At 63.7% G+C, this 12,594-nt stretch carries 11 protein-coding genes; 4 read left to right on the top strand and 7 right to left on the bottom strand.

The window, feature by feature from the left end; translation table 11 throughout:
* Window positions 1-39: 39 nt before the first annotated feature.
* From ACYVHK_RS01015 to ilvD, 4 genes are all read right to left on the bottom strand, one after another.
* Entirely contained in the window at window positions 40-528 is a 489-nt protein-coding gene (locus ACYVHK_RS01015; protein ID WP_460526678.1) for a DUF456 domain-containing protein, read from the bottom strand.
* Between the two features lie 487 nt (window positions 529-1,015).
* Window positions 1,016-1,330, bottom strand: a complete 315-nt coding sequence (locus tag ACYVHK_RS01010) for an MGMT family protein (RefSeq protein ID WP_460526676.1) — start codon at window positions 1,328-1,330, stop codon at window positions 1,016-1,018.
* 11 nt (window positions 1,331-1,341) lie between these two features.
* Complete coding sequence (locus tag ACYVHK_RS01005) at window positions 1,342-1,644, bottom strand: antibiotic biosynthesis monooxygenase family protein (protein ID WP_460526673.1); 303 nt, start codon at window positions 1,642-1,644, stop codon at window positions 1,342-1,344.
* Window position 1,645: 1 nt separating this feature from the next.
* Window positions 1,646-3,502 carry a dihydroxy-acid dehydratase gene (gene ilvD, locus ACYVHK_RS01000; protein ID WP_460526671.1) on the bottom strand — a complete coding sequence of 619 codons (1,857 nt, stop codon included), beginning with the start codon at window positions 3,500-3,502 and terminating at the stop codon, window positions 1,646-1,648.
* A 303-nt stretch (window positions 3,503-3,805) separates the two neighbouring features.
* Between ilvD and ACYVHK_RS00995 the strand changes: the two genes are divergently transcribed.
* Both ACYVHK_RS00995 and lgt read left to right on the top strand, forming a co-directional pair.
* Complete coding sequence (locus ACYVHK_RS00995) at window positions 3,806-4,981, top strand: low temperature requirement protein A (RefSeq protein WP_460526669.1); 1,176 nt, start codon at window positions 3,806-3,808, stop codon at window positions 4,979-4,981.
* A gap of 62 nt (window positions 4,982-5,043) precedes the next feature.
* Complete coding sequence (gene lgt, locus ACYVHK_RS00990; RefSeq protein ID WP_460526667.1) at window positions 5,044-5,898, top strand: prolipoprotein diacylglyceryl transferase; 855 nt, start codon at window positions 5,044-5,046, stop codon at window positions 5,896-5,898.
* Window positions 5,899-6,044: 146 nt separating this feature from the next.
* Here lgt and ACYVHK_RS00985 read toward each other — a convergent pair whose 3' ends face one another.
* The 3 genes from ACYVHK_RS00985 to ACYVHK_RS00975 all read right to left on the bottom strand — a co-directional run bounded on the left by ACYVHK_RS00985 (window position 6,045) and on the right by ACYVHK_RS00975 (window position 9,264).
* On the bottom strand, window positions 6,045-7,661 hold the full coding sequence (locus tag ACYVHK_RS00985) for a methyl-accepting chemotaxis protein (protein ID WP_460526665.1): 1,617 nt from the start codon (window positions 7,659-7,661) through the stop codon (window positions 6,045-6,047).
* A gap of 235 nt (window positions 7,662-7,896) precedes the next feature.
* Window positions 7,897-8,580 carry a GAF domain-containing protein gene (locus ACYVHK_RS00980; RefSeq protein ID WP_460526663.1) on the bottom strand — a complete coding sequence of 228 codons (684 nt, stop codon included), beginning with the start codon at window positions 8,578-8,580 and terminating at the stop codon, window positions 7,897-7,899.
* A 69-nt stretch (window positions 8,581-8,649) separates the two neighbouring features.
* The gene (locus ACYVHK_RS00975) at window positions 8,650-9,264 is read right to left on the bottom strand and encodes an arylesterase (RefSeq protein ID WP_460526660.1); all 615 of its coding nucleotides are present in this window, start codon (window positions 9,262-9,264) and stop codon (window positions 8,650-8,652) included.
* On the opposite strand from ACYVHK_RS00975, the gene ACYVHK_RS00970 reads away from it, so the two are divergent.
* On the top strand, window positions 9,254-9,979 hold the full coding sequence (locus ACYVHK_RS00970) for an ABC transporter ATP-binding protein (protein WP_460526658.1): 726 nt from the start codon (window positions 9,254-9,256) through the stop codon (window positions 9,977-9,979). The genes ACYVHK_RS00975 and ACYVHK_RS00970 overlap by 11 nt on opposite strands.
* Window positions 9,980-10,034: 55 nt before the next feature.
* Window positions 10,035-12,500, top strand: a complete 2,466-nt coding sequence (locus ACYVHK_RS00965) for an ABC transporter permease (protein WP_460526656.1) — start codon at window positions 10,035-10,037, stop codon at window positions 12,498-12,500.
* Window positions 12,501-12,594: the final 94 nt, after the last annotated feature.

The following is a 12,594-nucleotide window of genomic DNA, read 5'->3' as shown; positions in this document are numbered from 1 at the left end:
ACCCGGCTTCCCGAACACTCCGCCAGCCCGCCACGCACGTCAGATGAAATAGGCCAGTACAAACACGCCTATCATCAGCATGCTGAGCGTGAGCTTGGCGACCGTCCCGATCAGCAGACCGAGCCAGGTTGCCAGCCCCACCTGGCCGGCTCGCAAGGTATCACCCCTAGCGATCAGCTCGCCGCCCACGGCCCCGACGAACGGCCCAAAAATCAGGCCGGGTATGCCGAAAAAGATGCCGAGTACGGTGCCCAGTGTCGCGCCAACCACTGCGTGCCGGCTTGCGCCCAACTTCTTGGCACCCCAGGCGCCGGCGATGAAATCGATCACCATCATCACGATCGCCAGTGCCAGCAACACGGCCAGTACAGCCCAGCCCACCCGCTGAAAATCATCCAGCCAGGCACCGAGCAAAAAGCCGCCCAACAGCAGGGGCGCCGCCGGTATGAGCGGCAACAGGTTGCCCGCGAGGCCCGCCAGCAACATCACGATCACCAGCAACCAGCCCAGCCATGCGGCGTAATCCATGCTCTCTCCGGCGTTGATAGGCGAGATCGCCTGACGAGCTCAGAGTACGCCGCCTGATATAGAGTTCGCCAGTCGGGCACCACAAAATGCAAAGGCGACCTAGCATGCAGGTCGCCTTAGTCTTACCGGTTTACCTCCCGGTAGCCGCGTTTGCGCACGCGGCCTGTAGGACGGGCCTAGTGCAACGAGCCCGTTAGAAAAGCATAGTCGCCAGCACGGCGGCCGAAGGAACCACGCTGATCACTTCCGATCAACGCCAGGTTGGAAATACGCCAGTCGCGGTCTTGCGGATGTATCGGAGTACGACGATGTACAGCGCGACGTTCCGGGCCTTGGTAGCTTAGCGTGTCGATCATTAATGATTGTTCGCGCATCCGGCCTCCTTTCCTTGGCGCAGCGTCTAACGCCCACTGCTTGAGACCTGACTCTAGTCCTGCGGGCCTGATTTTGCGCGCCCGTTCGTCGTGGAAATCAATCTCACCCACATCTAGGCGAACCCACCCCAGCCGAAACGACGCAGGTCGATGCGGCCGTTTTCGCCAAACCGCACGCCTTCCGCCTCTAGCAAGACCCGCTGCAAATCATCGGAACCATCAAGCCCGCGAGGGCTGATGCGTCCTTCGCCATTGACCACGCGCCACCAGGGCACTTGCAAGGTATCGGGCACTTGCTTCAGCGCCACGCCCACATGCCGGGCATGGCGAGGCAGGCCCGCTGCCCGGGCCACCGCCCCATAGCTCATCACCCAGCCATCGGGGATGGTCTGGATCACGGCATAGAAGGCGGCATGCTGGGCATTCACCGACCATCCCCTCAGGCAGGCACGCCCGCCACGGCCTTGTAGTGCAGCACCGTGGGGAAAGGGTCATAAAAATGATGCAGCAGGGCCTTCCACTGCTGGTATTGCGGCGACTGCCGGAAACCCTGCTCATGATCGGCGAGGGTTTGCCAGCGCACCAGCAGCACATACTGGTCGTCCCGCTCCAGGCAGCGTTGCAATTCATGGGAGAGGTATCCCTGCATGCTGGCGATGATGGCCTGGGCCTGCCGGAACGCCGCCTCGAACGCGGTCGACTGCCCCGGCTGTACGGACAGCATGGCTACCTCGAGAATCATCTCAGCCCCGTTCGATCTGGCTGACATCACGCACAGCACCGGTATCGGCGCTGGTCGTCATCGCGGCATAGGCGCGCAACGCAGGGCTCACCACGCGCTGCCGGTCCACGGGCTTCCAGGCAGCCTTGCCGCGGCCCTCCATGGCCTGCCTGCGCGCAGCCAAGTCGGCGTCGGACACGGCCAGATGGATACGCCGGTTCGGGATGTCGATCTCGATCGTATCTCCTTCTTCCACCAGGCCGATGGTGCCACCCTCGGCGGCCTCGGGCGAGGCATGGCCGATGGACAGACCCGAGGTACCGCCCGAGAAGCGGCCATCCGTCAGCAAGGCGCACGCCTTACCAAGGCCCTTGGACTTCAGGTAGCTGGTGGGATAGAGCATTTCCTGCATGCCGGGCCCGCCCTTGGGACCTTCATAGCGGATCAGCACCAGATCACCGGCAACGATACGGTCAGCCAGAATGGCCTCTACCGCCGCATCCTGGCTTTCGAAGATACGGGCACGACCGGTGAAGGTCAGAATGCTTTCATCCACACCCGCGGTTTTCACGATGCAGCCACGTTCGGCGATATTGCCGTACAGCACGGCCAGACCGCCGTCCTGGGAATAGGCATGCTGCTTGGAGCGGATGCACCCGCCTTCGCGATCGGTATCCACATCCGGGTAGCGCATGGACTGGCTGAAGGCAATGGTGGTCGGCACGCCACCCGGTGCGGCGCGGAAGAACCGGTGCGCGTCGGAGTCCGCCGGCAGACCCATCACATCCCAGGCTGCGAGCGCGTCTGCCATGCTTGGTGCATGGACAGTCTTGGCATCGCGGTGCAGCAGACCTGCCCGGTCCAACTCGGCCAGAATGCCGATCACGCCACCGGCGCGGTGGACGTCTTCCATATGGTACTTCTGGGTCGCCGGCGCCACTTTGGCGAGACACGGCACTCGGCGCGACACGCGGTCGATATCAGCCATCTTGAAGTTCACGCCGGCCTCGCTGGCCGCGGCCAGCAGGTGCAGCACGGTATTGGTCGAGCCGCCCATGGCGACATCAAGGCTCATGGCATTCTCGAACGCCTCGAAGGTCGCAATGCTGCGCGGCAAGACGGACTCATCGTCACCTTCGTAGTAGCGCTTGGCCAGCTCCACGATCAGGCGACCCGCCTTCAGGAACAGCTCCTTGCGATCGGCGTGAGTGGCGAGCGTCGAGCCATTGCCCGGCAGGCTCAAGCCCAGCGCCTCGGTCAAACAGTTCATGGAATTGGCGGTGAACATGCCGGAGCAGGAGCCGCAGGTCGGGCAGGCGCTACGTTCGACTGCGTCGACCTCCGCATCGCTAACCTTGTCGTTGGCGGCCTCCACCATCGCATCCACTAGGTCAAGCTTGCGGGTCTCGCCATGCCAGTTGACCTTGCCGGCCTCCATGGGCCCGCCGGACACGAAGACCACCGGGATATTGAGCCGCAACGCGGCCATCAGCATGCCCGGGGTGATCTTGTCGCAGTTGGAGATGCATACCAGCGCATCGGCGCAATGGGCATTGACCATGTACTCGACCGAGTCGGCGATCAGTTCGCGGCTGGGCAGGGAATACAACATGCCGCCGTGGCCCATGGCGATGCCGTCATCCACCGCGATGGTATTGAATTCCTTTGCCACGCCACCGGCCCGCTCGATCTCGCGCGCAACCAGTTGGCCCAGGTTCTGCAGATGCACATGACCGGGCACGAACTGGGTGAAGCTGTTGGAGATGGCGATAATGGGCTTGTCGAAATCGCCATCCTTCATGCCGGTGGCACGCCAGAGGGCGCGCGCGCCGGCCATGTTGCGGCCGTGGGTCGTGGTACGGGAACGGTATGCGGGCATGAGAGTAAATCCTTGGCGCGACAAATGAGCGCCGAAAATATGGTCGGATTGACGGCCCGGAGATACGGGGGGAAACGGGGTCGCTGTAAGCGGCGGATGGGCCTGCCTTGCACAACCCGCGCCGGGATAGGGGCGCTGCGTTTCGCGGGTCTGAGGGAACAGATTGTAGCCTGAATTTTGGGCAAACTCGCGACTGACGATCCCCTCGGCGACGCGCGCGATCCGTAGCGGAAACGCGCCGATCACCTTGAACCGGGCCGCAAGCACTCGGCGATCCGGCAAGCCCGGTCTACACTGCGCACCATGCACAGCAATCTACTTCGCGGCACGGCCGCCCACGGCCATCACAAGGTCACCTTCGTCGAGCTGTTTTTCGATCTGGTGTTCGTTTTTGCCATCACCCAGCTCTCGCACAGCCTGATCAATCACTTCAGTGCCGAGGGCGCGGTCCACACCCTGATGCTGCTGCTGGCGGTCTGGTGGGTCTGGGTCTTCACCTCTTGGGTCACCAACTGGCTGGATCCGGAAAAACTACCGGTCCGGATCGCCCTGCTGGTCATGATGCTGGCCGGCCTGCTGCTATCGGCCTCGATCCCGGCCGCGTTTGAATCCCGTGGCCTGATGTTTGCGGCGGCCTATGCCTTCATGCAGATAGGCCGGACCGCCTTCGCACTGTGGTCCTTGCGCGGACATGATACGGCATTGCATCGCAACTTCCTGCGTATCCAGACGTGGCTGGTGGCAGGGGGTGCCCTATGGATCGCCGGCGGACTGAGCGACGGCGACGCCAGGTTATGGTTCTGGCTGGCCGCCCTGCTGGTCGAGTACGCCTCGCCGGCCATGGGCTTCTGGACACCCGGCCTGGGCCGCTCCAATACCTCCGACTGGAACGTCGAAGGCGGCCATATGGCCGAACGTGCCGCTCTCTTCATCATCATTGCGCTGGGCGAGTCCATCCTGGTCACCGGCGCGACCTTCAGCAGCCAGGACTGGACACCCGCCGGCATCGCCGCCTTCATCGTCTCTTTTGTCGGCAGCCTGGCCATGTGGTGGCTGTATTTCGATGTCAGCGCCGAGGTCGGCAGCGAGCGTATTGCTCATGACCAGGATCCCGGCCGGCTCGCCCGCCTGGCCTACACCTATATTCATCTGGCGATCGTGGCGGGCATCATCGTCGCCGCCGTGGCCGACGAATTCGTGCTGGCCCATCCGCTGGGCCATAGCGATGCCAAGACCATCCTGACTGTACTCGGCGGGCCGGCGCTCTACCTGATCGGCTGTGCGCTGTTCAAGGCCGCCATCGCCGGTCGGCGACGCCCGCCACTCTCCACGCTACTGGGTGTCGCGTTCCTGCTGCTCCTGGCCTGGCCCGCTCCAAGCCTTAGTCCCTTGCTGCTATCGGGCCTGAGCACCCTGATCCTGGTGGCCGTCGCCGCCTGGGACCGGCACAGCATGGCCCGCTGCCAACCCCAGGGATAATTAGGGGGCCACCTTCCGGCCGGCTATAATGCCGGCCTTTCCCGCCTCCATCAGAGCAGACGATGCTGATCCATCCGCACTTCGACCCCGTCGCCATCCATCTGGGCCCCCTGTCCATACGCTGGTATGGGCTGATGTATCTGATCGCCTTCGTGCTGTTCCTGGTGCTCGGCAACTATCGCATCCGCAAGCACCCCGAAAGCGGCTGGACCCGCGCCCAGCTCGACGACCTACTGTTCTACGGGGTAATGGGGGTCATACTCGGCGGGCGGCTGGGCTATGTGCTGTTCTACAAGCCGGCGTTCTACCTCAGCAATCCCTTCGACATCCTCAAGATCTGGGAAGGTGGCATGGCATTCCATGGCGGCTTCCTGGGCGTGCTGGTGGCCATGTGGCTGTACGGGCGCAAGACCCAGCGCACCTTCTTCCAGATCAGCGATTTCGTCGCCCCGCTGGTGCCACTGGGCCTGGCCGCCGGCCGCCTGGGCAACTTCATCAACGGCGAACTCTGGGGTCGCATCACCAGTCCCGATGCCCCCTGGGCCATGCTGTTCCGGGGTGCCGACGTCCACGCGGAAGATCAGCTCGCCGCACAGATCAACCCTGAGTACTACACCTGGCTACAAACCTATGGCGGACTACCACGCCATGCATCGCAGCTTTACCAGTTCGCACTGGAAGGCCTGCTGCTGTTCGTCGTGCTCTGGCTGTACTCGCGCCAACCACGCCGCACCGGCCAGGTTTCGGCCCTGTTCCTGATGGGTTACGGCATCTGCCGCTTCATTGCCGAATTCGCCCGCGAACCGGACAATTTCCTCGGCATCCTGGCACTGGGCTTCAGCATGGGGCAGTGGCTAAGCCTGCCGATGATCGTGATCGGCGCATGGCTGATGGTGAAGTTCAGTCGGGCCAAATAGGTAAATCGACAGATCGTTGGAACGAATGCCCTAGCGATGGGACCGCCCAAAGCCCCGTGAGCCTTGTCTACATCTGTTCGATTGGCCACCCAAACAAAAACGGCACCCCGCAAGGTGCCGTTTTGTTTACATGAACCGTAACGGGATCAGAGCCGGAAGTGCGACACGCTGGCCTGCAGCGCCTTGGCGACTTCCTCAAGTCGCTGGGCAGCTTCGGCGCCCTGCTCCGCGCTCTCGGTCGTGTTGCTGGCCATCTGCACGATACGCTCCACGTTCTGGGCAATATCCTGACTAGCCGCAGACTGCTCCTTCAGCGCTAACGAAATCTCATTGGAAACGTTTACCAGTTCGCGACTGCCCTGCTGAATCTCGCCCATCACGCTGTCGGCGCTACGCACGCCTGCCACACCCGCCTCGACCTGACCGACCGAAGCATCCATGCCGCTGACAGCCTGCTTGGCCGACGCCTGGATCGAGGCAATCATGCTGCCGATCTGCGCGGTGGCGCTGGTAGTGCGCTCGGCCAGCTTGCGTACTTCGTCGGCGACGACGGCGAAGCCACGGCCTTCTTCGCCGGCCCGCGCCGCCTCGATCGCCGCATTGAGCGCCAGCAGATTGGTCTGGTCGGCGATCTCGCGAATCACAGCGACGATGGACGATATCTGTGCCGTCTCGGCGCCCAGCGCGTTGATGGTCTGTGCCGATTGCTGGATCGTGCCGGCAACACGGTCGATCTCAACGCCCACGCTACGAATCGTAACGCTGCCGCGCTCGGCATGCTGGCCCGCTTGTTCGGTCAACATGTAGGCCGTACCGGCGTTGGAAGCCAAGTGGTTGACGCTGACGCTCATTTCCTCGATCGCCGCCGCCATCGCTGCGGCAGAGTCGCTCTGGATGCGCGCGCTTTCGGAGATGCGACCAGTCCCCTGGCTGACCGAGGCGGCCTCGTGATTCACCTGCTCGGCCAGTTCACGCAAGGCGCCTACATTGCCCGCCAAGCCAACCCGCACGGCCTCTACGCTGGCCAGCAGGCTGGTGCGATCCCCCGACTTGAGGGTGACAGCCCGGCTCAAATTACCCCCCGCCAGCTCACGCATGATGCTGCGCGCCATATCTGGCTCGCCGCCAATCTGCCCCATCACGGAACGAACCAGCCAGGTACCGAGCGCCGCTGCCAGCAATAGCGTCGCGACCGACACGGCGATGACCAGGCTCTGGATACGGTTGCTGGCCGATGCCGCAGCCGCCTTTGCCTCGCTGACCTGATTGGCGCTGTCCTTGCTCCAGGCATCGAGCAGTGCCTGCATGGGCTCCCAGGCCAGCATGCTTTCGAACTGGATGATCTTGTCGCGCGCCGCATCCAGATCGCCCCCCACCACCAGATCACGGGCCTCGAACTGGTACTGCTGCTGTTGCTTGCGCAGCTCAGCAAACTTGGCGAGGCGCTTCTTGTCCTCTTCGTCGTCCGCCAGCAGCTTGGCAGCCGCGGCAATGGCGGCATCAAGCTTGGCCGGCGCAGCATTGAGGTCGGCCAGGGCCTTGTCGTTGGTTGGGTCGGCATACAGGCTGCGCAGCGATACGCTGCTGCCCTGCGCCAGCATGTAAAGGCGGGCGATAGTCTGGACTTCGGCCTGGTCACGCTCGACAAAATGATCGAGATGCCGCTGGTTGTTCTGGAAGCCGATCACCGCAATGATGGCCGTCAGCACAAACAGGATACAGACAGCGCCGATCACGGCGCTCATGCGATGGGAGAGTTTCACAATGATGTCCTAGGTTGTGCTGCCCAGATGAGACGCAAGCCAGGCCGGATCAACTGAAATATAGCGCCTGACAACACAAAGCCCGGCATGATTGCCGGGCTGAATATATTGTCGACATTGTCGCAAGCACAGCCTGCGACCAATATTAGGGTTTTCTAGTATACGGGCGATTTATGTTTTTGATTTTTATACCAAAAGCATTTTTCCAAACCCCGCTTTCCGCCAGGCCGCCGGCTTATTCCGGTAGCCAGTTGGGTGCCAGCAGACACAGCGCCAGCAGCCGGGCCAGGACTTCACCGCGGAAAAAATCACGCCGCTCATCCTCGGCATCAATGATGCCCAGCAACTCGCCATCCTCGGCAAACAAGGGCAGGCAAGCCTCGCTTTGCACCTCGGCGTCGCAGGTGTAGTAGGCGCCGCCCTCGGCCACATAGCTGTCGACGTTGTCGATGATGCGCCCCTGTCCGGACAGGCCGACCGCACTGTTATTGGAATACTCGGCAAATTCGGCCGTCAGTGGGAATTCGGCCCGGCTGGGCTTGCCGGCATAGGCCAGCTTGACCAATGCCCGGCCATCGCTGACCTCGCGTGCCTGGTATACGCCCAGCCAGCCGCAGCCGCTTTCGCTCACGATCTGGTCCACCAGGCGCTTGAGTACCGCCAGGCGGAAGCTGGCGTCGGCCGTCTCGCCACCCAACGTGACCGCCAGGTCATAGGGCTCGGCCATCAATTGATCCGGCAAGGAGCAGGCCCCGTTCTCGCCCAGCTCGGGCACCTTGTAGCGATACAGGCTATCGAGCTGCGCTGGCACACGGGTGGTTTCAGCGAGTTCGGCATAGGCCGCCAGGTGGGCCTGCACGGCTTCAGCCGTCAGTTGGGTTTGCAGACCGGCACGGCTCAGGTATTCGGCAGGGGTCATGATGCATCCTTGGTAAGGCCACCATTCTAATACGGCCATGTGCCCGGGCTGCAATAGCCACCACGTCGCTCAACGCTTGCCCTGCAAGGCCTGCACCGCCGGCCAGACATTGCTCAGGAGGCGCGGCTGGGCATTGGCGACCGGGTGCAACTGATCGTTCTGGAATAACTCGGGCCTGTCGGCTATGCCGTCAAACAGGAAGGGTGGAACAGGCAGCTTGTATTGCTTTGCCAGCTCGCCGAACATGGCATCGAACTTTGTCGTGTAAGCCGCACCAAAGTTGGGGGGAAGACGGACCGCAATGAGGCCCACCTTTGCACCCGCCTTGCGGCTATGCTCGATCATGGTTGCCAGGTTCTGTCTGGCCGTCTCGACCGGCAAACCACGCAGGCCATCGTTGGCGCCCAGTTCCAGCAGGACCATGTCGGGACGATGCTGCTTGAGCGCTGCCGGCAGGCGGGTCAAACCGCCGGCCGTGGTTTCGCCGGATTGGCTGGCATTCACCACCCGCCAGCCGTCGCCCAGTTTTTGTTGCAGCAGGCTAGGCCAGGCCTGCTCGATACGTATGCCGTACCCGGCCGACAAACTGTCGCCAAACACCAGGACGGTCTTGGGCTCCGCCGCCGAGACCGACGTTGCCAGGCAACCGAACAACAAACTCAAGAACAGAACAATGCGTGCCACGCCTGATTTCCTTAGTGATGAATCCAAGTCCACGACCGGCCCCATTCTGGTCGCCCAGGGTCTGAGCAAGCAAGTCGGCTTTGACCATGAAACACTGACCATACTCGATCAGGTGAGTTTCAGCCTGCCTGCCGGTAGCACGCTGGCCATCGTCGGCGCATCCGGCTCCGGTAAATCAACCCTGCTGGGACTATTGGCCGGGCTGGATACGCCCTCGCACGGCAGCGTGGAACTCGCCGGACAAACGCTTGCGGCCTTGGATGAGGACGGTCGCGCCCGGCTGCGCGCCCGACAGGTCGGCTTCGTCTTCCAGTCCTTCCAGCTGTTGCCGGCACTGACCGCGCTCGATAACGTGGCCTTGCCGCTTGAATTGTCCGGCCAGCCCGACGCACGTCGCACTGCCCAGACCCTGCTCGAACGCGTAGGGCTGGGGCAACGGCTGCAGCATCGCCCCAAGGAATTGTCGGGCGGGGAGCAGCAACGTGTCGCCCTCGCACGCGCCTTTGTTACCCGGCCCAAGCTACTGTTCGCCGACGAACCTACCGGCAATCTGGATACCCAGACCGGCGAACGCATCATCGACCTGCTGTTCAATCTGAACGCCGAATCGGGCACCACCCTGGTACTGGTCACCCATGACGAGCGGCTGGCGGCACGCTGTGCCAGCCGTCTGCGCCTGGCTGCCGGCAAGATCATTGAACGGCAAGGCCTGTGAAACCTGCGCCAACAACAAGCAGGCTCACCGCCGATAAGAACAATAGGGACAAGCAATGAAACTGTGGAATCTGGCCTGGCGCTGGCTCAAGCGTGACCTGGTTGCCGGCGAACTGACCGTCATGGCCGTCGCCCTGGTGGTGGCCATCGCCGCCATGAGCAGCGTCGGCTTCTTTACGGACCGGGTGAAGCAGGCGCTGCAAAGCGAGGCGGACCGGCTACTGGCCGCTGATCTGGTGCTCAATACCGATCAGCCCATTCCGGCCGACTTCATCGCCGAAGCCGATCGCCGGGGCCTGGCCCGCGGGGCGACCATCACCTTTCCGAGCATGGCCCAGACGCCCGCCCATGCGCAACTGGTGACGGTCAAGGCCGTCTCCAGCAGCTATCCGCTACGCGGTGAGGTCCGCCTGCTGCAGGGCAATGCCGAGGTCAAAGTGGCCGGAGCGCCCAAACCCGGCACGGCCTGGGCCGACCAGCGCCTGTTCGACGCCCTCGGCCTCGCCCCAGGTGCCAGCCTGCAGCTCGGTGAGAAGACCTTCACGCTTGCCGCCATCCTGGCCCGAGAGCCCGATGGCGCAATGGATCTGTACAACTTCGTGCCGCGCATGCTGTTCAACGAGGCTGACCTGCCGGCCACCCAGCTCATCCAGCCTGGCAGTCGTGTTCGCTACCGGCTGTTGCTGGCCGGCAAGCCGGCCGACGTGGAAGCCATGCGCGGCTGGCTCAAGCCACAGCTCAAGCGCGGCCAGCGGCTGGAGAACGTGCAGGAAGCCCGTCCGGAGATAAAGACCTCGCTGAACCGGGCCGACCGTTTCCTGCGTTTGTCGGCACTGATCAGCGTGTTCCTCGCCGCCGCCGCGATTGCCCTCGCCGCGCGTCGCTATGTGGAGCGGCATCTCGACGCAGTTGCCCTGCTGCGCACCCTGGGACTGACACAGCACGATATCGTTGGCCTGTTCCTGCGCCAGTACAGCCTGCTGGCGCTCATTTCTATCCTGGGTGGCGTCGGACTCGGCTGGCTGGCACAGTTTGGCCTCGCCCATGTCCTGGCCGGGTTCTTCGACACCGCCCTGCCGCCGGCCGGCCCACTGCCGGCACTCGCCGGCGCAGGCGTCGGCCTGACCCTGCTGCTGGGTTTCTGCCTGCCGCCGCTGCTGCGCCTGCGCGGTGTCTCACCACTGCGGGTCATTCGGCGGGATGCCACGCCGCCCGGTAACGCCCCTTTGGCTAGTCTGCTGGGCCTGGCCGCCCTGGCAGGGCTGATCACCTGGCAAGCCGGCGAAGCCAAGCTCGCGATCCTCGCGCTGGCCGGCTTGGCCGGTACCGTCAGCATCGCTGCGCTGGCGGCCTGGGGACTGGTATGGCTGACCCCCAAGCTGCCGCTGCCCGCCAACGTCGGCTGGCGCTTCGGCCTGGCCAATGTGGCGCGACGGCGCGGCCTCAGCGTGGCGCAGATCGTCGCGCTGGCGCTGGGCCTGATGGCGCTGATGCTGCTCACTGTCGTCCGCGGTGACCTGCTGGCAGCCTGGGACAAGTCCGTCCCGGCCGACGCGCCCAACCGCTTCGTCATCAACATCCAGCCGGAACAACGGACCGCCATCGCCAGCAGTTTCAAGACCGCCGGCCTCGCCGAGCCAGTCTTCGCCCCCATGATACGCGCCAGGCTCACGGACATTTCCGGCCGGCCGGTCAAGCCCGGCAACTATGGCGACGAGCAAGCCCGCCGTCTGGCAGAACGCGAGTTCAACCTCTCCTGGGGAGAGGACCAGCGCAAGGACAACCGTATCACCAGCGGCACACCCTTGCGTGACGACGAACCCGGCTGGTCGGTAGAGGAAGGGCTCGCAAAGACACTAGGCATCAAGCTCGGCGACACGCTCAGCTTCGATATCGCCGGCACGGTCTACACCGCACCGGTGCGCAGCCTACGCAAGGTCGACTGGGACTCCTTCCGGGTGAACTTCTTCGTCGTCGGCAGCCAGGCACTGCTCGAGAAGCAAGCGGCCAGCTATGTCAGCAGCTTCCATCTGCCAGCCGCCCAGCACCAGTTCGGTACCACCCTGTCACGCAGCTTCCCCAACCTGACCGTCATCGATGTCTCGGTGATCCTGAAGGAAGTCCGCAGCGTGCTGGACCGCGTGCTGTCTGCAGTGGAAGTGGTGTTCGCCTTCAGCCTGGCTGCGGGTGTCGCCGTACTCTACGCCGCCACCCTCGCCACCCACGACGAACGCAAACGTGAAGCCGCCATCCTGCGCACGCTCGGTGCGGCTGGCAGCGTAGTCAAGCAGGCCGCCAGCGCCGAGCTCCTGCTCGTAGGCGGTCTGGCAGGGCTACTGGCCGCCGCCGCGGCTTTAGGCATAGGCGCAGCGGCCGCCATGCAGCTGTTCGAGCTACCTGCCCGTATCAGCTGGTGGCTGCTACCCTTCGGCCTTGTCCTCGGCGCCCTCGCCGCCCGGCTGGCCGCCACCCCTTTATTGAACCGGGTGCTGAAGACGCCACCACTACGGGCATTACGCTAGCACAATGACACGCCGGGAAGCGTTGGGTTTCGCTCCCCGGCCGCAGGGCGGTAGAAGCGCAAGGAACCTCACGCGGCCATCGTCGTAAAAAGCC

The organism is Chitinimonas naiadis (assembly GCF_054780835.1).
Note: the sequence above shows the minus strand (reverse complement) of the source record. Positions and strands in the feature narration are given on the sequence as shown.